This is a genomic window from Thalassotalea castellviae, from assembly GCF_031846185.1.
Classification (GTDB): Bacteria; Pseudomonadota; Gammaproteobacteria; order Enterobacterales; family Alteromonadaceae; genus Thalassotalea_H; species Thalassotalea_H castellviae.
This window is the reverse complement of the sequence record NZ_JAVRIF010000006.1, coordinates 161562-185854: the sequence shown is the minus strand read 5'-3', so window position 1 is coordinate 185854 and position 24293 is coordinate 161562. Positions and strand designations below refer to the sequence as shown.

The window sequence follows — 24293 nt, the reverse complement described above, 5'->3', positions numbered from 1 at the left end:
ATACTTTTATCACAAGTTTAGTCGGCTAATTCGAGTGTTACGTCTGCAAAACTGATGGCTAACTCCGTATAATATTCAGGCAATTCTTCAATATAGTTATCAAGTAGATAGCTTCTGAGTGTTTTTTCATTGCTTGTTTCAGCAGTGATCAACAAACCCATCACTTTGACTGATTTTATTTCATCTCTTGAAATCGGTTGTTCTTGCCAGTTTTTTTGCCGATAAAAATCAAAGTCTGATAACAAAATATCTATGGTTTTCTCTTGTTTAAGCTTAGCTGAACTCACCATAGATGACTTGATCACCAGTTGATAATTAGCCAAGACAGTTGCAATGTTTTGATCCTCGTGATGCGCACCAAAAAATTTAATATTAATCACGCCATGTTCAGAGAGCAGCGCTTTAAGCCACTGTTCATCAATTAAACCAGCATCAATGTATTTGCTATAACCCTTTTTAACCTGCGCTAAGCTTGGAATAAACGATGCTTGTTTATCGAGGGAAAGCCTAAATGAAAACGCTTTGATTTGACCAAAGGTTAACTCAGGTTGTGAAAAAACGATTTTCAAGCCATTGCTATGTTGTTGATGCCAATTCGCCAATTTCTTAATTAACGTTATGTGAATTTTTTCAGTTGTTGCTGTGTTTTCTATAAAAGGAGCATAGGCGGTTGCCTGACTTTTCAAGCCTTTAAATTGTTCGGGTGAAGTGGCAGGGTGATTCCAATGTTGAATTTGTTGCGATTGAATTTTTACAACTTCACTGGCATTAACTCCTGTGAAAAACATGCCAATAAGCGCAAAAAACGTGATGACTCTAACCATAATTTACCTTAATTATTTCATTCACGATAAACATACCTTGCTTAACCGCTAAAATCGTTCAACTTTACAATCAAGAGTAGACCTGAACGACTATAATTTATAATCCTATGTTTTTATTAGATAAAATACGATAGCTGATATTAGTTCAAACTCTATTATTCGAACTTTTTCAGACGAATTTACGTCGTTCACTGGTTATCATGGCAACACAAAAAAATAACATAAAGCGAAATTATGATTATCACATGTAAGTCTATATCAAACGTGGTTATTCGAACATTATTTTGGCTTGTATTTGCCAATACTTTAGTTACGTTTAGCGTTAACGCCAGTCAATCTCCGGTAAAAATTCATGGTCAATTAGCCGTGCAACAAGGAAAAATTGTTGATCAAAACAACCAGGTAGTTTCTTTAGCTGGACCCAGTTTATTTTGGTCGACTAAAGATAAAGAAGGTGAGCCGTTTTATCATCCGCAAACGGTTAAAACAGTAGCCAATGACTGGAACGCCACCATTATTCGAGCGGCAATGTCGGCACAAGGTGATGGCAGTTATTTAACTCATCCGGATCGCCTTCGTCAAAAAGTATCAACCGTTGTTGATGCTGCCATTGCCGAAAATATATATGTGATTGTTGATTGGCACTCTCATCATGCCGAAGATAATATTGAACAAGCTATCGATTTTTTTGAAAAAATAGCGACAAAATATCATCAATATCCCAATGTTATCTATGAAATTTATAACGAACCTTTAAATAATACCGATTGGTCATCAGTCATAAAACCATATGCCGAACAGGTGATTAAAGCCATTAGAGCAATTGATAACAACAATTTAATTCTCGTCGGTACACAAACCTGGTCGCAAGATGTCGATAAAGCCGCACAAGATCCCATACTTGGTTTCGACAATATTGCCTACACCTTACATTTTTATGCCGGAACACATAAAGATGATTTGCGAATCAAAGCAAAAAAGGCACTTGATGCGGGTCTAGCACTCTTTGTTTCTGAATGGGGCACAGTGAATGCGAACGGTGATGGTGAAATCGCTAAAGAAAGTACCCAACAATGGCTAAGTTTTATGAAAGAGCATGCCTTATCTCATTGTAGCTGGTCTATTACCAATAAAGATGAAGGGTCGGCCATGTTAAAACCAACCACAACCAATGTTGGACCCTGGAAGGATGATGAATTAACTCCTAATGGTCTTTACCTTAAAAACATCATCAAACATTGGAGTATGCCTAAAAATGAGGATCGAGGTCTTTGAGGAATCAGGCTTAGCTACTTTGTAAATGACCCTGTTATTTCATTAGTCACTCATTATTTTAATGAGTGACTTAACAACCATTCATAAAAGTCACTACTGGCATACACACGCTTCCAAGCATCATGACCCATATCTTCATGGACAGTGAAACGCACCTCGTTATGTCCTAATTCTCTTAGCTTTTCGATACCTGCATAAAAGTATTGAATTTCTACTGCGTTATCATGACCACCGGCAAATTGCCAAATAGGTAGTTGTTCAGCGGCAATGGCTTGCATTAAATCGGGATGCCCCCAACCAACCACAGGAGCAATAGCAGCAAATTTATTCGGGTACTGGCTCGCCATAAACCAAGTGCCAAACCCTCCATAACTTAATCCCGTTAAGTATGTTTTATTTTTATTAACATTATAGTTGGTACTTACTTCACTCAAAATATTGATTAAATCTAATTCAACTTTATCCCAACCCAATGGCAACAACGGTGATATTTCACTCATATCTTGCAGTGATGGTGTTCTTATAATCGGATTCTGAGGGCGAGATTCAACGCTAGGAGGTGTTCCTTGTGTTTGTCTTTGAGGTATATCAGAGTACTTCCTATTATCAATATAACCAATACCGCGTTGGTCAAAATCGAACATGTGTAACTGTGGAGAAATGATAATAAAAGGTAAATCTTGTTTCTGGATCCATGCTTGATAAACAGGCCCATGCTTTAAAACAAAATCTAATTCATCTTTACCATTACCCCGCTCACCGTTACCATGCAAAAACATCATTACAGGCCATTTTTTATCTGGCTCTGAAAAATAACCTTTCGGTAGATAAAGAAAATAATCTCTTTCTTGGTTATTTAGCTGACTGATATAACTTTTCCGAATGAGCTGCTCTTGAGAAGGGCTCTCTCGTTTTAAGGCACAAGCTGACAATAAACTTAACGTGCAAAGTAATATAAGAACCTTGGTATAATTTTTACTATACAAACTTAATCTCCAAAATGAATCCATTACATTTGCCCTTTTAAATAGGCTGTTCTTTCTACTTTGGTAAACTTTTCAATTGCATACCGTAGCATAGTACGTGGCATGTTTTGGTAATGTTTTTGCAAAAAACGCTCTGCAACTTGTTTATTTTTATTTCCGACTTCCCTTAACATCCATCCAACAATTTTATGGATTAAATCGTGTTTATCATGGAGTAAGATTTCTGCCAATATTAACGCATCATCAAATTGATGATTTTTAATAAAAGTGTAGGTTGACATCATTGCCATGCGCCTTTCCCATAAATGACTAGAAAGTGCTAATTGATGTAGGATTGATTTATTGCGATTAAAATAAAATTTTCCAAGGATTTTATGTGCCGAACTATCAACAATATCCCAACTGTTAATGTAGTGGGTATTCGCTAAGTAAGCTTTTACTATTTCACTTTGCTTGGCTTCATCTTTTTTTGATTGTTCAAAAAGCTGAACTAACAGCAATACCGCAAACAATCTTATTTCATGATATTCATGTTTGAGTAAAACTAACGCCTCCTTTAAAGTTGCGTTTTGATACAACTTAAGTGTCTGACGAAGCACAGGAATACGAATTCCAATGAATTTATCACCTTCTCCGTATTCACCTTTGGCTGTTTTAAAAAAACGCTGAGAATGTTGAGCAATGTCTGGATTTCCAGCATTTATCAGTTGTGCTGTTATTTGCTCAACAAGCATGGCAGAGTCTTCATCATTGATTTTGATAAGTAAATGTTTCTTTTAATATTATCTTATCTGACGAAGTACCAAGTTGCACTTCAAATTCTCCTGGCTCTGCTAGCCAATCATTGCTATTAGTATCCCAAAACGATAAATCTCTCTTTGTTAGGGTCATTGAAACCTGCTTTGTTTCCCCCGGCTGCAAAAACACTTTATCAAAACCTTTCAACTCTTTGATTGGGCGTTCAACACTTGCCGCTCTATCATGTAAATATAATTGCACCACTTCAGCGCCAGCAAGTTTACCCGTATTCGTCACTTGTGCCGTTACCTGAACGCTTTGCTCATTGCTGATGGTTTTACTTGAAACTTGAATGTCACTTAAGGCGAAATTTGTATAAGAAAGACCATGCCCAAAGGCAAAAGTTGGTTTAATATTTTGTTGTTCAAACCATCGATAGCCAATAAAAACACCTTCTGTATATAGCGATTCTTCCGCGTTATAATCATTCAAGGCAATAGGGGCGGTATGCTCTAATTTTTCCGGTAAGGTTATTGGCATTTTACCACTTGGGTTGACTTCACCAAAAAGAACATCAGCAAATGCATGGCCAGCTTCCATCCCTCCATACCAACCCCAAACAATCGCATTGGCTTGCTCAGCCCAAGGCATTTCAACAGCAGAGCCAGCAACTAAAAATACCACTGTTTTTTCGTTAGCCGCTAATAGCTTACTAATAATCTCATCTTGGCTGTTCGGTAATTTCATGTCGGGTCTGTCAATTGATTCCCGGTCATCACCATGACTTAGACCACCAAAGTAAATGACCGCATCGGCAGCTTTTGCCGCTGCCAAATATTCAGCTTCATCAGTAAATAAGTTCCCAGGGGCATCCCAACCAAGCGTGAACGAAGTATTGCCGTCGTATTTTATTTCAAAGGCATATTCTTTATCCGCATCAAGTTCAATATCATGACTTAATATAGCACTGTCAACACTGGTATGATTTACCACTACATCACCATCAACGCTCAAAGTAAAATCACCAACAGCTGATACATTTAACGTATGCACTCCAGCTTGTAGCGGTTTAATTTGCGCCTTCATGGTGATGTGATCAACACCATTATCATTTAATGATGTAAACTTAGAATCAACAATCCAAGATTCTGAAGCTAGCTCTTTTCGGGCTTTATCTTTGAAATATGAAATATTCCATGCCGGTGTACCTGTCCAATGGCGAGAAGCAACATAATCACTTGCAATTGGTGCTAATACACTACTGCGAGCACGCATCACGGTAATATTAACGTCTTCGCCTAATTGTTCTTTTAATCCTGCTAAAGGTGTAATTTCATAGAGTGATTTTACTTCGGAAGACCCACCACCAGTGCCATGTTTTTTATCCGCATTTGGGCCTAACACTAAAATGTTTTTAATGGTTTTTTCATCAAGTGGTAAGACATTTTTTTCACCAACGACTTCATTTTTAAGTAAAACCACACCTTCGGCCGCAATTTTACGTGCTGCAAACTGATGTGATTTGGTATTACGTTGTCCAGGCAAGCGATTATCATCATACATACCAATGCTATATTGTACCCGTAAAATACGACGCACTTTATCGTCTAACACCGACTCAGGAATGTTACCTGCTTTAATTTCTTTCAATAGGGGTTGAGCAAGAAAATATTCATCATACGTAGGAACATCTGTACCCATTTCTAAATCTAAGCCGTGCATAGCGGCATCATGGGTATTAATATCAACATTCCAGTCAGTTAAAAGTACTCCCTTAAAGCCCCATTCACCTTTTAAAATATCCATCACTAAGTGCTTACTTTGGTTCGCATTTGTACCGTAATATTCATTGTAAGCCCCCATCATTCCTAACACATTGGCTTCTTTTACCGCCGCCTCAAATGCCGGTAAATACACCTCTCGCAACGTACGTTCATCCGGTTTTGCATTAACACCGGTACGATTTAGCTCTTGTGTATTTAAAGCATAATGTTTTATCGTGGCAGCCACGTCATTTTCTTGGATGGCTTTAATTTGTGGGACAACAAGTTTTGCTGCAAGAATAGGGTCTTCACCCATATATTCAAAATTTCTGCCATATAAAGGTAACCGCGCTAAGTTTACACCCGGTCCTAAAATAAAATCTTTTTTACGATCTCTAGCTTCAGCTCCTAAAACCTTGCCATGTAAAATTGCCATCTCTTTATCCCAACTAGCGGCAACCGAGGTTAAATGAGGTAAGTAGGTAGCATGATCATCTGTCCAACCTGCAGATGCCCAATCATGTCGATTAATTTGGTGACGAACACCATGCGGCCCATCAGAAAGCCACATTTCTGGTATACCCACTCGCTCAATAGCATTGATATGAAACTTGCCGCTGGCATGAACTAATGACACTTTTTCTTCCAAGGTCAACTGAGCGAGCATTGCTTCAACGTTTGTCTCGACCGTGGCTAGTCGAGTATCGTGAGGTTTGTCTATTGACCCAGTTTTATTGACTGGCTCATTAGTAACTTTTGAGCAAGCAAGTAGCCCGATAATAGAAATTACAAAGCAGCTCTGTTTTAGATATTTTGTCATTGTTATACCTGATTAGTTTAAATAATTAATACACTTATGAAAGCGCTTACATTTATTATATGGAAGAATAATAAATATAGCAAAACCTCATATGTGAATTTACCTGTTATTGAAATAGCTTTTCGTTCAACTTCATCAATGATCCTAAAATTAAACGTTTTTTAACTTGATACACTCCGATTAAATAGTAATTTAACTACATATACCGCTACTAAACCCGTAAAAACTTGTTAATCACTATGATTTGTTGTAATAATACAACACCACTAAATAGATAAGTGAATATATATGACCGATGTAAATCAACAACCAACAGAATTAAGTAGCACTGAATTAAATCAAAATGAGTCAACTGAATTTGATTATGACAATTCAAATTTACCTCGTGATTTTGATATTCGTATTGAAAAAGCAGAACAACGCGAAGTGTTCGATATCACTTAATATTTACTGCAATTGTACTCTGAATAAAATCATCTGACATACGCTATTCTTGACAGTTTTTTGTAATATAGTCTTTGTGTAACGGCATTGTCTCTGCTGATTTATCTATCACTGATTTGATATGATCTAATCGGCGTTGTATTTCATCTTCGTCGAGAACATCAACTAAAGGATGATAGCCTTTAGGTTGTAAACCTTGGCCATGCATAACGGCAAGCCATGATGTTTCATTAAAAAGTTCGACATTCTCTCGGTAAATTCTGCCATTGGATTGATATAACGCAATTTTCGCTTGTAAACGGTCAGATACTTTCATATCTCGGCAAAACCGCCAAAATTCCGAATCGTCTCGATCTGTTACTTTATAATGTAAGACAATAAAATCTTTAATGTATTCGAGTTCAGATTTCGATTGTTGGTTATACGTATCGATATCAATTTGATCAAAACCTTGGTGAGGAAACAGCCCCATCAATTTAGCAATAGCACTTTGGATCAAATGAAGCCCAGTGGACTCTAGGGGTTCGACGAAGCCCGCAGATAAACCAATCGCAATACAATTTTTATTCCAGCCTTGTTTACGCATCCCCGTTTTCCAACGTAAAAAATTTGGTTTTGATAACGGTTCATTTTCCATTTGTTTGGTCAATATACTAACCGCTTCGTCATCACTCAGGTATTTGCTTGAATACACATAACCATTGCCAATACGATGTTGTAAAGGAATACGCCATGTCCAACCTACTTTCTGTGCAGTGGACTGGGTGAACGGCTTTAAATTTTCAGGTTCTTTCGCCATGCAAGGCATAGCAACAGCGCTATCACATGGCAGTTCATCACTCCAATCAATAAAGCCAGTTTTTAAAGCTCCTTCAATTAACAAGCCTTTAAAACCTGTGCAATCAACAAACAAATCACCTTCAATTCTCTCGCCACTCTCAAGCTTTATTGAGTCGATAAACCCGTCACTATTTCTCAATAAAACATCGACGACTTTGCCTTCTGTGCGTTTTACGCCGCGAGCCGTTGAATAATCACGTAAATAATCTGCGTATAAAGTTGCATCAAAATGGAAAGCATAATTAATTTCGGAAAGTGGTGAGTTCCCCATATTTTGTGGTCGCATAAACCGACCTTGTCTAGCAGCAACAGCCGCAAGTGAATACGCTTCAAGGTCTGGTACTGCGCCTAGTTGATTCATCTTAAGCCAATAATGATGAAATTGTATCGCGTCCATACCTTTGCCATGATTGCCAAAAGGGTGCATATATCCGCCACCTTTTTTAGTCCAATCAATAAACTCAATACCGAGCTTAAAAGTGCCTTTGGTTTTCTTTATAAAGTCATTTTCATCTATACCTAAAATACGATTAAATAGTGTTATTTGTGGAATTGTTGCTTCGCCAACAGACACAGTACCGATGGCGTCAGACTCTATTAATTGTATCTCGCCGTAATTTTGACCTAACACTTTGGCCAGTGTTGCCGCGGTCATCCAACCGGCAGTGCCGCCACCGACGATCACTATTTTTTTTATATGATTATTTTTTGCCGACATAAACGTTCCATAACTGTTTGATATAACGATGCTAACACTCAATAAAAGAAAGTAAAAAGCCGATACTCAATTCTGAATACCGACTTTCACTAATACGATAATGTATGAGGGAAGTTACATTAATCGTATAAACTCACCTTAGAATGTGCCACGTACAACGAAGCTATAGCGTCTATCGTTGGTAAACCATGAGCGTGTTTTTTTATCGCCCGCTTGATTTATTTGCATCATCGTTTCGGTAATATTGTTATTTAAGTTAGTCCCTTGAATACCAAGTTTCCAGTTTTCAGTCACATCCCAAAATAACGATGCGTCAAGTTGCCCATTCGCTTGGTTATAAATAGGCAGGGTAGTAATAACATCACGCGTGGTCAGTAAGTACTCTGAACGCCAGTTATAAGCAATTCGCCCTGAAAAGCCATTTTTCTCATACAATAAAGCTGCATTGGCATTTTTTTCAGATAAACCTTCCAGTGGTAAATCATCAAAAGCAAAATCAGCTGCCTCACTACTATCCGGGTTAGAATCATTTAATCCGGCATTCGGTGAACCATCCTCATTAATATGTGTGTAATTTAACTGAATACCTAAGCCTGACAATGCGCCTGGTAAAGTATCAAAGAATTGTTGATAAGCAATTTCATAACCTTTAATGGTGCCTTTATCACCATTCGTTGCACCAGATACTTGCACCTGTTGAGTAGCACCATTATTGGTATAATCACGAATTGTAACGCCATTAATAAAGTAGTTACTTAAATCTTTATAAAATAGTGAAAAAGTAAGCGAGCCTGCTTCAGCAAAGTACCACTCTAAAGATAAATCATAATTATATGATTCCATTGGCTTTAAATATGGGTTACCTGAGTTTGCGGTATAACGATCATATGCCATAGACACAATATCAGGTTGGCCAGTTTCAGGATTAATATCACTACCATAAGTAATAACATTATCTTCACCAGTGATATCAACATAATTACGCAAATTTCCTAACGAAGGCAACGCAATCGCCTCAGAAAAGCCAAATCGTAATAATAGTTCGTCAGTAAGGTTTAATTTGAAATTAACGCTTGGCAGTATATTGGTGTACTCACTTGAAGCGATTTGGCTTTCAGAGCCACCATTACCAAACGCTTTTTGATCGGCAACTCGGTAAAAGTCACCATCAATAGTAACTGTGCCATCTCCGTTATCGACTGGATCTTCTGGCACGTTATCTGGGTATATAATAAAACCTGCAGTATCATTTTCTAATTTAACATAACGTAAACCAACATTGGCACTGTAATCTAGTCCGTCTATATCACCTTCAAAGTCAAATCTTACGTATGCTGCGGTACTTTTTTCTTGCGTATCATTAATTTCATTAGGAATAAAACCTCCGGTAGTATCGCCACGATCTGCTAACGGATTCCACCCCCAATCAACCGCTTTAGCATTAGCCAATGATGCATTTAAATTACGATAATCACGCACTAAATCCATTGAAGGAAAAATGAAAGCATTTCCACCTTCCATCGATAATACGCCGCCCCGAGCAAAATTATCAAAACTGACAGTTTCATGAGGAACATCCGTATCGGAATACCAAATATTGCCTCCTGCCCAAGCTTCAGACAAGACGCCCCAGTTATAATCTGACTGACGAGTAGTTTGCTCTCTATCGGAATATCGCACACCGAATTGAACAGACTTAATAACACCTTCATCAAAGGTATATTCAGCATCTAATTGACTAGCAAATTCATCACCTTCATTATCCGATACATGGTCCATAGCACTTCTAAAAAAGTGTTTAGTTGGATCAGTAAATGGGTTTGCTGAAGTATCACTCCCTTCACCATCGTAACCTGGATGATATAAGGTAATGTCTGCGACACTGCTACCGGTCAAATCCATTCCTACCACGGCACGGGTTGCTCCCATCAAAGAAACATCTTCAATCTCCATTGTTGAATCAACATATTGGATATCAAAATTAAATGCCCAAGAATCATTCGGGGTATATTTAACGTTAAAGCTGTAGTCATTAACAATTGATTCTTCAATACGTGAACGCGATTGCATATTGTGTTGCATTCCGTAACGCTGAGGATTGCCATCACCTCGCCACCCTGCTTCAGAAGTAATAACCCCACTCTCAAAATAACCATTTTCATCAAATTCAAACTCAGTGCCCGCAACAGGTAACATATTAGAATGAGAATCACTGTCATCCATTTCCATGACGCTTTCCCCCCAAGAGAGGCCTGCTTCAGAGCGAATATACTCACCGGTTAGTAAAATCGTTCTATCCGTATTTTCCCACTGTAAAGAGGTCGCAAAACCTTCACGGGTACGATCATCTAACTTTTTACTTAAACGCGTTGAGCGAGGAATAAACTTCGAGTTGTCCCAGCTTTGCATTTCATAAAGCCCAACCTGTACACCATTAGATTCTACTTTCATTTCAGAATTAGAATAATTAACTAAGAAGCCTAATCGACCTGAATCTAGTTGCCAAATATCGCTATATAACGCCGAAAAAGTCGGAGAAGTTTGTTCGCGTAAATCTGTGTATGTGGCATCGGCACTAAAAGCAAATACTCGCCCGTCGGCATCAAATGCTTTACGTGTATTTAAATTAACAGTCCCGGCAATTCCACCTTCAATCATATCGGCGGTTTGGTTCTTATAAATTTCAACCGATCCCATTAACTCAGGGGAAACATCTTCAAAGCTCAATCCTCGACCTGAATCTGCTGAAAAAGTATCTCTTGCATTAAACTCACTGCGAACATGTGTTAAACCACGAACAACCACGCCGCCACCTTCAACACCAAAATGATCTGGATCGTCTGCTGCGGCAAAGCGCTCAATGGCAACACCAGGCATTCTTGAAATAGCTTCAAGCACACTTCTATCTGGTAATGAGCCCATATCTTCAGCGGAAATAGCGTCTATTACCGTATCGGCTTCCATTTTCATATTTTGCGCCGAAATTAAATTGCCACGTTGGCCTTTTACTTCGATAACTTCGATATCTTCTTGTTTGATCTTTTCTTCAGCTTGTACTGCTGTAGATGACAGTCCAACAATTGCAGAAGCAATTAAAGAATATTTAAATATGCCCCTTTTATTGTGATGATTTGAATTTTTTCGTTGAGAATTATTTCTCATGGTGCGAACTCCCCAAATGTTAATGCAGCGTTATAACGCTTGCTTATATTTTTTTGTTTTCAGGGTCTACGTTAGTCTGATGAACGACAAGAGTCGTTCAAAGAAAATAAATTTAAGGAGTTTGAACGTTCAACTTTAAGCAATACGTATAGATATACGATTGTGAACTGCAATACCTAGCATTTAAATCATTGAAATATAGATAATAAAAAACGCTATCAATAAATTTAATAGCGTTTTTTTAACGAATAATTATGGGAGGGAAATTACATTATACTCGTGCTAATTCTGCCTTTAGTTCATCTTTATCTATTTTGTTTTTATCTGTTTGCACTAAGGGTAGTGACTTTTTGTAAATGACCCGACTTGGGATCATATATGAAGCTAAGTGCTTTTTAAGTTCAAAGATAATTTCTTCTTCAGATATTTCACTCGCAGCGGAATACACCATAATAATCTCTTCTTCTATGAGTTCATTATCGATACCAAACACCGCACATTGATCAATTTGACTAATATTTTTTGCGACAACCGATTCAACTTCATAAGGCGATACCCTAAATCCACGCGTTTTAATCATATCGTCATGCCTTGAAACAAAGTAAAAATAACCCTCTTCGTCTTTATAAACATAATCACCTGTGGCCACGACAATTTCATCCGTTAATTGCCCTTCAAGTTTTATCACATCTTTTAAAATATCGATCGACTTGAACCGCAAAGCATTTTGGTTAGGTGCATTCCAAAAACCTTTATATATGTAGCCGCCACGATGAATCATTTCTCCGACTTCTCGCACCGCGCATTCTTTACCGTCTTCATTAATGATATAGAGTTCTACATCAGCAATAGGTTTTCCGATAGAATCAGGACGAATTTGTACTTGTGAGGGATCTAAATACGTTGAACGAAACGCTTCCGTTAAGCCATGCATCGAATAAAACTTAGCCTCAGAAAACGTATTTTTACAGTCATTGATCATTTTTTCTGTGACATTACCGCCAGATGAGGTAATTGTTTTCACATGAGAAAAGAGTGCTGCACTTGGGATTCGTTGACCTGAGTCTTCAAACATTTGTGAAATATTAACCGGCATTAACGGTAAAACGGTTACTTTGTCATTAATCACATGATTAAAAAAGTCATCCGGTAGAATAAACAAGTGTAATGCTAACGTGGCTTTTTTATAAAGGGTGCAAAATATTTGATTTAGACCGTAATCTAAATTAAAAATCAACGTACCTGAGATCACATCATCTTGTTCTAAGGCTAAATATTGCGAAACTACACGTGCTGAATCAATTAAGTTACGATGAGAAATTACAATACCTTTTGGTCGACCCGACATACCAAACGAATAAGTAATTACGGCACTGCTGTAACTATTAATATTGCAGTGATAAGGCTTATTATAATATTTGAAAATCTCTTCAAACGAAGCCATGTTGTTATCGGTGGTTTGATATGAAATGACTTTGCCTGAAAAGTTTATTTCTTCAATACTTTCAAGTTGTTGCTTATCAGTAATAATACACTGTATGCCACAATCGTTAATAATATACTCAACTTGCTCAGGTTTTAACAACTTAGTGAGCGGTACTAAAATATAGTCGGTCGATAAAATCGCTAAGATGGCAATTACTTGTTCAATACTTTTACTTGAATAGATACCAATGCGTGAATCTTTCGGTAAATCGAGCTCTTTCAAATAAAAAGCAACTTGATTCACTTTTGCAAAAAGTTCTTTGTAAGTTATTGATTTATCGTTATATACAATGGCAGTTTTATCGCTATGCGTTTCTACCGCATTTTCAAGAAGCGTTCTAATACAGTTTATTGACATGCTGCTTTTCCTTTGGCACCTAAAGTCCAGATATCATAATTACTATCTAGTACAGTCGCAGGATTGTGATCTGAATTCATAATTTTCTTATAAAAGAAGGAGATAATATCTTCAATTTCTTCCACGGTAAGCACTTTCGTGATCCCTCCGGTTAACACAAAAGAGTTCACAGATAATAATTTTAGGTTAACATATGCTTTTTTGTAATGTGATATTTTGCATAAAACTAAAAAAATGGCTAATTGCATCAAAATCTTAGTAGCTTTTTCACTTTGTTCTTCGAAGATATTTTCCGTCACTTTTAAATGCATTAATAACTCATAAACAAATTCGTTGTTTTTCGCGGCAAAAATTAACGACTGTTTCGATTTATATACCCCTAATTTTTTGAACACTAAACGATCGTATTCATTTTCGGTGACAATGTTTTCATCAACTAAGTCTTTAGAGTAATGAATATCTGTGGTTGCGCCACCAATATCAAGCAAAACAAACGGATTGACCACTGAATATTTTGAATCAATAAACGGCAAGGTTTTATTGACTACGTAAGGCGTAGAAAAAATTTGATTATCGGTAATGTCGTATAAGTCTTTGATGTCTTCTTTGCCTTCAATATCTTGCTGATAAAGGTTAGTTAAATACTCTTTTAAGTCATCTTCAACAATATGCAACCGGTCATCAATAATATTGGGTAAGACCACAACATCGTTAATATTGTCTTTTATAAGTTGCGCATCACATTCGCTGCCTACATACACAATATTTGAGTAATTCAATTTTGCTAAATAACGAAATAAATCATCAGAAAAATTATTCGCGTTTGAGTTAATACCACCAGTAATAATCACCACATCAATTAAGTCACTCGGTACCGAATACGTTTCAATGTTTTGAAACAGTAGGGTATCGATAATATTGATGCCAGAATTAAAGGCGATATTGGTGGCATACTTTAACGAAAAAGAATTGGTCACACCGATAATAAGCGTACTTAAACCACCATTTGCTGAAGAACAAATATGAATATCTTTTTTATCAAAGCTGTCGATAGCATGGCCACATTTATGGGTTAAATCATCGATAATAGACTTATTAAAATCACGAAAATGTTGCTCAATACTGTTATTGGTGCTTAATTTAAAATAAGTACTGCCGACATCAATTAATAACTTTTCTTGGCCGTTATCGGCATTTTTTAGCTGGCTCATTGCATAATTCCTATGTCATGAATAATGTCGTTGACAATATCTGTGGTATCTTTTGTCAAATTACATTGAGCTTTTTCAAACGTGTAACAACGATCAGGAATGGGCACATTGCCACGTTTAATAATACGAATATTTTTGTTAGCATCGCGCACGGTGATCATATTATTGTGATTAATAATATGTGGTGAAAATGGCACATCAATGATGCCATTTTTAATTGAGTTAAACACTTTTCGCCATAAAGTATCAGCAGGATCGTTAAAAACTGCTTCCATAATCGCTTTCACTTCTAAAGTAAGAATTTCTTCTTCTTCTTCATCTACTACATTTGGTAAGCCATTTAAAATACCTAATGAATATTGCGTATTAGCTACAGTCTTTGCATTCGCTTCTTTGGTTGGAATACCAGAAGCTTCTTCACGGGTTTTAGTGATAATTTTATCTGCGCCAACCATAGAGGCAATCACCGTAGAAATACTAATTAATTGCTCAGCATAATTTTTGTTCATCGGAAATGCCCCCATCCATTGGTGATAAACCAAATTAATGGCGGCGTCTGAACAGTTAATTTCTGCGGCATAATGCTTAGCAAGTTTTTTAAGTACTGCACCGGTGACAATATCTTGATTCATTGAACCTTGTTGCGCGAAAGACACTGAGAATGATTTCACGCCTTCTTCTAAAGACAGCAACATTTCTAATAATTGAATAACAATGGTAATTGATGGCGGTACTAAGGTAGCGGTTAGTGGCCCAAATGATTCACGATTTATTGGCTCATTTAATTTTGAGTAATTCGCACAAACCCGCTCAACATATTTCCAGTACAAAAACGCTTTATCTAACGGAAAATTCTTTGAATAAGGTAACAGATAAGTGATAGGTCCGCCTTCAATTTCAAAAATACCGGAAGCAATCGCCGTTTCAATTAGTAAGCGAGCATCTGGCGTTCCGTGTCGTAAACTTACTGGCTTGTTAAAATGGGTGATCATTTTACGCGTTGTGCGATAACCATGATTAACCAGCGGATAACCATTTAACATATCCACATCGTTTTCTTCACTCAAACGTAGCATTTTCTTCGACGTAGCATAATCATTAAGGCGAGTATTAGAATCTATGGTAAGTGGTAATACATCAACATTGGCATCAACAAAAAATTCATATAACGCATATTGCTTTTTATACGTTGGAAAACCGCCACGTGGTTGCACCAGCATTTTTTTTTGATTTTTAAAATGATGTGAGATAAATAAATCTTTGCTGGCATTAGTGACAAATTCCGCCACTTCCGTCAAATCAAAACTATCAACGTATTCATTATTGAGAATAATTTCTCGTTCTTCTTGCAATAAACTCATTAGTTTTTTCTCACTTCTAATTGTCTTTCATTGATCATTGCTTCTAATGAGTCTAAACCAGTATTTAAATCTACTTGATGACAAACAATATCAAAACCGTAACCTTTGTAACGTGGAATAATGTCATCAGCGTTACCTGTACCAACCACTAAGTTGCCACCAATCATCATAATAACGTCATCTAGTTTCTTATATTTAGCTTTAAGCAGTTGTACTTCTCGCCCCCAACCTTCAGCTTCACCATTTAACGACGAGATCAATAAAACTTCTGCGCCAGTTTCGATAACAGCGTCAAAAAATTCCTCTAAATAAGTATTTACCCCGAGGTTAAACACTTCAAAACCCCTTGCTTGCAAGGAAAGATCAATCAAACGGTTGGCGACAACATGGATATCATTTCCCACAACGCCTGTTACAACTTTCATATGGTAAATTGCCTAATGTATATACAAGTATATTTATTCAATAAATGTGAATATATAGTATCAAATATTCTAATAAAACACTGCTTTAATGATAGAATACTGGCTTATAAGTAAGAACAGGAAAGATATATGACAATTTTCACTGCAGACCTTTGTGATGAATATAGTGACCAAGTACAGGTTTTGGCGGCTGGTTTTCAAAATTATGGCGGAGTAGATAACTGCCATGGCGAAATTATCACCATCAAACTCAATAAAAACAATAGTGATCTTATCAAACTACTTCGTGACGAAGATGGCACCGGAAAAGTCGTTGTTGTTGATGTAGATAAAGAATACTTTGCGGTAGTGGGTGAAAATTTAATGAAATTTGCTCATCAAAATAATTACGCCGGCATTATTATTAATGGTTATGTCAGAGACACGTTTCAAATAACCGATATTCCTGTTGCATTATACGCATTAGGGACCTGCCCAAGAAAATCAATTCCGGTAACTTCAGGCGAACGTGCCATTAAGCTCGCTTTTGGTGGCGTTGAATTTAGCCAAGGTGATTATCTTTATGCTGATACTGATGGCGTGATAGTTACCAAAGAAAAAATAATATAGTGTCTAGTTTTTAAAATAAGTTTAATGACGTACATCATTTGCTTTACTTAGATGCTCATTAATCGGTAACATTCAAAACATTATAATAATGTAAACAAACTACAAGGATGTATTTTGAAAAATATTTCTGTCTTTTCGCTTTTGATGCTCTTTTATATTCCTAATTGTTTTGCAGGAATTAAAAAAGTTGAAATGATCTCCTCAACAAAAATTATAAATGCTCCAATAGAACAATATATTGTTGTGTTAAAAGAGCCTTCCATCTACGAAAAAATTAACTCATCAAGTAAAGCATCTACAAATAACACTAAAGCCTCGCAACGCTTTTTGGCTAGAACAAATGTTATACTCCAACAGCAAAAAATTTCAGCAGAAATTAATAATAAATTTAAGGGAAAGGTTGTTGTTAGCAATCAATTTCAAAATTTAATAAATGCAGTAGTAATTTCTGCATCAAAAAGTCAAGTAAGTCAAATTTCTTTATTAAAATCCGTAAAGAGAATCGATAAGGTTGTTTACCATAAAATCAATGCTACCGAAAATGTAACAGATATTAATGTCATTAACGCTGATCAAGTTTGGTCTAAAGAAATTAACGGCATCAATGTCACTGGGAAAAACGTCACAGTAGGTGTATTAGATACAGGAATTGATTATAACCACCAAGATTTAGGTGGTTGCTTTGGATCTGATTGCAAAGTTTACAGCGGTTATGATTTTGTTAATGATGATGATGACCCTCTAGACGATGAAAGCCATGGAACTCATGTTTCAGGTATTATCGCTGCAAATGGTGAAATAAAAGGTGTTGCACCAGATGCAAAATTATTGGCTGTAAAGGTTTGTAATGAACACGGCTTTTGTTCTACAACTGATATTATTGAGGGGCTGGAATTCTCGTTAGACCCTGATGGTGATCCTGAGACAAACGATGCTGTAGATATAGTGAACATGAGCATAGGTTCTTCTTCACATGATAAAGCGCTAATGGAAACGACAAATAATATTGTTAAACAAGGAATAGTTGTTGTCGTTGCGGCTGGTAACGATGGTCCAAATACAAATACAATAGGCTCACCCGCCGATGCTGAAAAAGCGATAACTGTCGCGGCTAGTAATAGTAATAACAGTATTGCAGACTTTAGTTCAAGAGGTTTCCCTTCTTCAGGCGAGCCATTACTGAAACCTGAGGTGGCTGCTCCAGGCGTTTCGATAAACTCAACATTACTTGATGGAAAATATGGCCAAAGAAGTGGTACCAGTATGGCATCACCTATGGTTGCAGGTGTTATTGCCTTAATAAAACAGCATTCTCCTGAGAAATCGCCTGAGCAAATTAAGGCTGCATTAATAGCAACAGCATCACCTATAGTAAATGATATACAAATTGAAGGTTCTGGCCTAATTAATGCGCTGTCGGCAATAGAATTGCCTATTAACATTAATACTCCCATTATTTCATTTGGAGACAGCAATTTCTCTGAAGAAACATTTGAAGTAAGTGTTCCTGTAGAATTCCATAATCCGAGCTCTAATGAAGTTAGTTTTTCTTTAGATTTAAATGAGGTTAGTCACTCGGCTATTACTTTTCAAAACTCATTGTCTAATCTTGTTATTCCAGCTAATGAAACTATCACTTTAGATATGTCTGTTAATGTTGATACAAATCAGCTACCCATTTCAAAAGGAAACCCGACTTATAGCACTTCATTAAATTTTGATATTGAAGGTGTTACTTACCACATACCAACGATACTTTTTCATCGTTCATATATAGACATTAAATTTAGTAACTACGCAGAAAATTATTCGGATATGAAATTTTTCAATTCAGAAGTAAATATATGGAAAAATATTTGGTCTCCTAATTCTCTATCAGATCAAACAAAAAGAATATTTATTGCCCCTGGTACATATAACATAGTTGATTCTGCTTCTAATGAAAGATCGAATGAATTAAGGGAAGTAGCATTCCTTTTTTACCCCAATATTGAACTTGTAAATGCATTAACAATTGAAGTTTCAACCGAACATGCTATTAACAAAGTCTTATTAAATTTAGAAGATCCCCATGGAGATAAAATTAGTGGTGATGTAGGAATAAAGAATGGTATGCAAAAAGGTGTAAGGTTAGCAATGTTTGATAAAACCTCAGGATTTATTATTGAAAATGAATGGCTTCCGTGGTCACTAAATGAAAACCAAGAAGCAACCTTTAGTTTTACAGATATCCCTGAAGGATACTCTTTTCATCTTTTTTCAGAAAACAATGAGCACACTCCAAACCCATCTGAAAATATTGCTTTTGCAAAAGAGTTTAACAGTCCAATAACTCAAGATATCAATATAGATATTAAGTCGGAAGATTTTCATAAAATATCATTGAGTTATGCACAACCTTCATACTTAACCTCGCCATATTTATTACCTTTTATATATCAAAAAGAAAACATTTATGCCGAAACTGCTCTAGGTGGTGCTGTTCAGATAGAGTTTAATGATATAAATGATGGCCGTACTTTATTTATCACAAACATGAACGATAACTTCCAATTTTCTTATTTTAGTGAACAAATTAATAATAAACAGTGGACTGAAGAAGGTCATGAAATACTTTATTCTGGGCCGAACTTTAAAGTTAATGAAAACAATCAATTAGCTTTATACAATTTTTTCAGTGATGACGTTATAAAAACTTATCAACAAAGTGATGACTATGAATTAACTGTTGGTAAATTATTACCTTTTTGGACTGGTATTGTAAGCAAGCAAGAAAACGGACAATTTGTATATAACTTTACCGACAACGACAGCAATGCTTTTTTCAGAGATAGCCATTTTAGCTATTGGAAAGATGACATTTCTATTATTACCAATAACATCAACGAAAACACTATTAGTAATCGGTACGTTAATATATATCAGGGAGGGATTACACAAAACATCACTATTCCCAAACAAAGCGGGAAAATACAAACTGACATTAGCTTTGATGGCTATATTATCGAAGACAGACAAAGTAACATATCAACTCAATTAACTTTCGATTTAGATAGAGAACAATTCAGCCCTCCAAGTATCAAAGACTTGAAAATCAACTCTCTCGGAAAATTAACGCATCAACTACATTGCGGTAAAGGTAGTATTTCAATTGAATTAAATAAAGACATAGCATTAGATAATTTACAATTATCAATTAAATCATCAGATAAAACTGAGAGAGAATTTCCAACAATCCAAAAGCAGAATAATTTAATAGTTGTAGATCTTTCAGAACTATTAGTAGGCTTTTATGATTTAAATTTTTCAGCCATAGATGTAAATGAAAACAGTCTAACTTATAGCGCAGAGCCCGCTTTCCATGTTACAGACTATGAACTATTAGAAAATGATGCTGACTGTGATGATGTATTAAATGATGAGGATGCTTTTCCATTAGATCCAAGTGAATGGTTAGACACTGATGGAGATACTATTGGTAATAATGCAGATAATGACGATGACAACGATGGTGTTATTGACAGTGAAGATGCATTTCCACTTGATGATTCAGAATCACTAGACAATGACCAGGATGGTATTGGTAATAATGCAGATCCCGATGACGACAACGACGGGGTTAATGACAGTGAAGATGCATTTCCACTTGATGATTCAGAATCCATTGATACTGACGATGATGGCATTGGTAATAATGCAGATCCCGATGACGACAACGACGGGGTTAACGATAGTGAAGATGCTTACCCCTTAGATAGCAGCCGATCTAAATCTACCACTATTTTAACAAATAAGAGCTCTTCTGGCGGTGGAGGTAGTATTGGAGTAGGTCTTATATTATTAATTATTTTGACTTCTAGATATAAGATAAAAAGCTGAAAAATTAGTATTTATTACTTGACTTATAGAGTAAAGTAAGTAAATAAAGAAGCCCTTGAAAATTTAATTCCAAGGGCTTTTCTTTGTTTAGTTATTTTATCTTAGTTATTATAATACTTTCGCGATGGATTGCGTTAAGTAATCAACATTGTCAGTTGAAATGCCTGCCAAACTTATACGGCTAGAACCAACAATATAAATGCTAAATTCGTCTTGTAGACGTTGCACTTGCGCTTGATCTATACCTAAAAATGAGAACATGCCATTTTGACTCGTGATAAAACTAAAATCACGTTCTACACCGTTTTCTTTTAATTTATCAACTAACAACTGACGCATGTTATTAATGCGGTCACGCATTTCTTTTAATTCGCCATGCCATTGTGTTGTTAATTCATGCGAGCTCAAAATCGTTTCAACAATCGCTGCACCATGCGCTGGCGGCATAGAATAAGCAACACGTACTACAGAAAGTAACACTGAATTAATAATATCAGCAGCCTCTGCACTTCGCCCAATAATCGAGCAAGCACCAATTCGTTCACGATATAAACCAAAGTTTTTCGAACATGAACTACAAATAATCATTTGCTCAACAGTGTCTGCCATTAAGCGTAAACCGTATGCATCGGAGTCTAAATCAGTACCGAAACCTTGATAAGCCATATCAACAACTGGCATAAAACCAACATCTTTTGCAACTTCTGCTACCGCTTGCCACTGTTCTTGGTTTAAGTCCATACCACTTGGGTTATGGCAACAGGCATGAAGCAAAACCGCATCTTCTTGTGGAATATTTTTCAGTGCATTTACCATGCCTTCAAAATCTAAGCAGTTGTTTTCATAATCGTAATACGGATATGTTTTTACAATTAAACCTGCTGCTTCGAATACCCCTTTATGGTTTGCCCATGTTGGGTTACTGACCCAAATAGTCGCGCCAGGCGTACATTTTTTAATGAATTCACCTGCAACACGTAATGCGCCAGTGCCCCCAGGAGTAGACACAGTGCGAATACGATTTTCAGTAATAACCTTGTGATCGCCTAATATAAGGTCAGTCATTTTCGTATTAAATACTGGCGAGCCTGTTGAACCTAAATACGCTTTACTTGCTTCATTATCAACGCGAAATTGTTCCGCTACTTTTACACAGTCTAACACTGGCGTATTACCTGCAGCATCCTTATAAATACCTGCACCTAAATCAATTTTATTAGGGTTATTATCCGCTTTAAATTTAATCGATAAACCTAAAATTGGATCGGCGGGTAATTGCTTTAACTGGGAAAACATAACGATTGATACCTTTTACTGCGTTGATGAATATAGTTAGCGCGGATTATAACTCAAATTCGCAGCAAAAACTGAAAGAATATACACAAAAAAGGAATAAATAATTACAAAAAGCAGGTAAAATTGCTTTTACTCTCTAAAGCAGAAAAATAGCTGCGTTCACATTAGCAATACTTGCGTGCTAAACACCTTGCTATTTCAATAATTATTTCACCACTGCAAAGCTAGGTAAGTCGCAAAGCTGAATATCCAATTTTCTGCTACACTCATCACATATGCAATAAATAAGGAGATTAGGTGAAAATTTTATGGGTATTTTTCTTGCTATTATTACCTAAGCTATCCGTTGCAAAAACAATCACCTTAAGTAGGGGACATGACGCGACTGTGCAAAGTGTTTCAGAAAGCGTGCTATTAAAAGCCTATCAAGATTTAGGCATAAATTTAACGATTATTCATGCTCCCGTAGGCAGATCATTACTTTTAGCCAACAATGGGGAAGTAGACGGTGAAGTATCAAGAATAACCAATGTAGAAAATCAATATAAGAATCTTATCAGAGTGCCTGTTGCGATTAATTATGTCGACATTAGAATGTTTACTTATAATAAAAAGCTCTTGAGCCATGAAAAAAACATAAGTAGTTTTTACCGGATAGGCTGTATCAAAGGAGTTGTTCTCGTTGAGAAAATTATCTCAAAACTCAATGAAACATGTCATAGTTTAACAGGCTTTAAACAAGCAATTGATATGTTGAATAAAAATAAACTAGATGCGCTCATACTTCCTTTATCGGTCGGATTACATTTCAAAAAAATAGACTCTCAGTTTTTTCATAGTATTTATGGCAAAACATTAGGGAAAGAACCGTTATTTCATTATTTGCATAAAAAACATCATGAATTAGTGCCTAAGTTAACGCATATTTTAAATAACATGGCACTAGATATTAATGCTGAAAGTTATCGAGAAACAATCAATAAAACACTTGTTAACCCCTCTACCATTAGAAAATAACAAGAGGGTGTCATTATTTAATAAATGACTAACTTAGCGGCTAATCAAGACAACTGCTAGTTGATTCTCTTTTTACTAAACTGGGTATATAACGATGCTTAAAGTCATTTTTCGATGCAGAGTTATTACCAAACTCGATCGCTAACTTGGCAGCATTTTCAGCCATATTTTCAATAGGATAATGCATAGTCGTTAGCTTAGGTCTTGAATACTGCGACAATAATACATCATCAAAACCGATCACGGACACATCTTCGGGAATTCGAATACCATTATCTTCAAGTACGGAAATAGCGCCAATCGCCATTGCGTCATTATAAGCAAAAACAGCTGAAAAAGGTTTATTTAGCGAGAGTAACTGTTGCGCCGCCATTTCCCCTCCTTTTAGCGTAGGTTCATGATTTATTTCTTGAATAATGGCTTGCACTGAATTCGCATTTTCAATGGTTTCAACAAAACCTTTACGTCTTAAATTTGGATCTTCAATATCAAAATTACTGTTTAATAAAGCAAAGTTAGCATGACCTAACGCCAATAAATGCCGCGCGGCAATTTTTCCGCCTTCCATATTTTCTAACCATATACATCTTTCTTCAATACCGGGAATGATACGGTCAATAAAAATGATACCTGGCACTTTTTTACTCAATTCTATTAATGTCTCATCAGCAAGTTTTTTGCTATGTACCACCATAGATTCACATCTTTGCTCAATCAGTAGGTTAATAGCATTCAGTTCACTTTCACAACTAAAACCACCAGTACTCAATAGCATATGTTGTTTCTTATCACGTGCGATACGTTCAACACCATTTGCTAATGAAGCAAAGAACGGATCATTTAAGGCAGGAATGACGACGCCTAACGTGGTATTTTTTTTCTTTACTAAGGCACGCGCATTTGCATTAGGCGTGTAGCCAATCTCAGCCATCACTTTTAATACTTTATCCCGCGTTTTATTGCCAACTTTAGGCCCGTTATTTACCACACGAGAAACGGTTGCAATAGAGACGCCTGCAATACTGGCAACATCTTTTATTGTCGACAAGGGTAATCGTTTAACCTTTGCTGGGATATTTATA

At 36.3% G+C, this 24293-nt stretch carries 17 protein-coding genes; 5 read left to right on the top strand and 12 right to left on the bottom strand.

Annotation, left to right across the window (positions count from 1 at the left end):
• Positions 1-17: 17 nt before the first annotated feature.
• Positions 18-824: a hypothetical protein gene (locus tag RM573_RS12310; RefSeq protein WP_311582353.1), complete on the bottom strand. Its 807-nt coding sequence runs from the start codon at positions 822-824 to the stop codon at positions 18-20.
• A gap of 234 nt (positions 825-1058) precedes the next feature.
• Here RM573_RS12310 and RM573_RS12305 point away from each other — a divergent pair, with 234 nt between their 5' ends.
• Positions 1059-2099, top strand: a complete 1041-nt coding sequence (locus RM573_RS12305) for a glycoside hydrolase family 5 protein (RefSeq protein ID WP_311582350.1) — start codon at positions 1059-1061, stop codon at positions 2097-2099.
• A gap of 53 nt (positions 2100-2152) precedes the next feature.
• Here RM573_RS12305 and RM573_RS12300 read toward each other — a convergent pair whose 3' ends face one another.
• The 3 genes from RM573_RS12300 to RM573_RS12290 are packed head-to-tail and all read right to left on the bottom strand — an operon-like array spanning position 2153 to position 6253.
• Entirely contained in the window at positions 2153-3109 is a 957-nt protein-coding gene (locus tag RM573_RS12300) for a carboxylesterase family protein (protein WP_311582347.1), read from the bottom strand.
• Complete coding sequence (locus tag RM573_RS12295) at positions 3109-3819, bottom strand: DNA alkylation repair protein (RefSeq protein WP_311582344.1); 711 nt, start codon at positions 3817-3819, stop codon at positions 3109-3111. Before RM573_RS12295 ends, RM573_RS12300 begins: the two co-directional genes overlap by 1 nt.
• A gap of 13 nt (positions 3820-3832) precedes the next feature.
• Positions 3833-6253: a glycoside hydrolase family 3 C-terminal domain-containing protein gene (locus tag RM573_RS12290; protein ID WP_432280242.1), complete on the bottom strand. Its 2421-nt coding sequence runs from the start codon at positions 6251-6253 to the stop codon at positions 3833-3835.
• A gap of 441 nt (positions 6254-6694) precedes the next feature.
• Between RM573_RS12290 and RM573_RS12285 the strand changes: the two genes are divergently transcribed.
• A complete protein-coding gene (locus tag RM573_RS12285; RefSeq protein WP_311582338.1) occupies positions 6695-6850 on the top strand; it encodes a hypothetical protein in 156 nt (51 codons plus the stop codon).
• A gap of 43 nt (positions 6851-6893) precedes the next feature.
• Here RM573_RS12285 and RM573_RS12280 read toward each other — a convergent pair whose 3' ends face one another.
• From RM573_RS12280 to glmS, 6 genes are all read right to left on the bottom strand, one after another.
• The gene (locus RM573_RS12280; RefSeq protein ID WP_311582335.1) at positions 6894-8408 is read right to left on the bottom strand and encodes a tryptophan halogenase family protein; all 1515 of its coding nucleotides are present in this window, start codon (positions 8406-8408) and stop codon (positions 6894-6896) included.
• Between the two features lie 138 nt (positions 8409-8546).
• Entirely contained in the window at positions 8547-11570 is a 3024-nt protein-coding gene (locus RM573_RS12275) for a TonB-dependent receptor (protein WP_311582332.1), read from the bottom strand.
• Positions 11571-11841: 271 nt separating this feature from the next.
• Positions 11842-13413 (bottom strand): AMP-binding protein, encoded by a 1572-nt coding sequence (locus tag RM573_RS12270; RefSeq protein ID WP_311582329.1) that lies wholly within the window; start codon positions 13411-13413, stop codon positions 11842-11844.
• Positions 13404-14624, bottom strand: a complete 1221-nt coding sequence (locus tag RM573_RS12265) for a glutamate mutase L (RefSeq protein ID WP_311582327.1) — start codon at positions 14622-14624, stop codon at positions 13404-13406. Before RM573_RS12265 ends, RM573_RS12270 begins: the two co-directional genes overlap by 10 nt.
• The gene (locus RM573_RS12260; protein WP_311582325.1) at positions 14621-15985 is read right to left on the bottom strand and encodes a hypothetical protein; all 1365 of its coding nucleotides are present in this window, start codon (positions 15983-15985) and stop codon (positions 14621-14623) included. The genes RM573_RS12265 and RM573_RS12260 overlap by 4 nt, the downstream gene beginning before the upstream one ends.
• Positions 15985-16410 carry a methylaspartate mutase subunit S gene (glmS, locus tag RM573_RS12255; protein WP_311582322.1) on the bottom strand — a complete coding sequence of 142 codons (426 nt, stop codon included), beginning with the start codon at positions 16408-16410 and terminating at the stop codon, positions 15985-15987. Before glmS ends, RM573_RS12260 begins: the two co-directional genes overlap by 1 nt.
• A 129-nt stretch (positions 16411-16539) precedes the next feature.
• Here glmS and rraA point away from each other — a divergent pair, with 129 nt between their 5' ends.
• Both rraA and RM573_RS12245 read left to right on the top strand, forming a co-directional pair.
• Positions 16540-17019: a ribonuclease E activity regulator RraA gene (gene rraA / locus RM573_RS12250; protein ID WP_311582320.1), complete on the top strand. Its 480-nt coding sequence runs from the start codon at positions 16540-16542 to the stop codon at positions 17017-17019.
• A 114-nt stretch (positions 17020-17133) separates the two neighbouring features.
• Complete coding sequence (locus tag RM573_RS12245; RefSeq protein ID WP_311582317.1) at positions 17134-20898, top strand: S8 family peptidase; 3765 nt, start codon at positions 17134-17136, stop codon at positions 20896-20898.
• A 108-nt stretch (positions 20899-21006) separates the two neighbouring features.
• On the opposite strand, the gene RM573_RS12240 is transcribed toward RM573_RS12245, so the two are convergent.
• A complete protein-coding gene (locus tag RM573_RS12240; RefSeq protein ID WP_311582314.1) occupies positions 21007-22194 on the bottom strand; it encodes an amino acid aminotransferase in 1188 nt (395 codons plus the stop codon).
• Positions 22195-22491: 297 nt separating this feature from the next.
• Between RM573_RS12240 and RM573_RS12235 the strand changes: the two genes are divergently transcribed.
• A complete protein-coding gene (locus RM573_RS12235; RefSeq protein ID WP_311582311.1) occupies positions 22492-23211 on the top strand; it encodes a hypothetical protein in 720 nt (239 codons plus the stop codon).
• Between the two features lie 40 nt (positions 23212-23251).
• Here the strand turns inward: RM573_RS12235 and RM573_RS12230 are convergent, their stop codons facing one another.
• Entirely contained in the window at positions 23252-24259 is a 1008-nt protein-coding gene (locus RM573_RS12230; protein ID WP_311582308.1) for a LacI family DNA-binding transcriptional regulator, read from the bottom strand.
• Positions 24260-24293 lie beyond the last annotated feature (34 nt).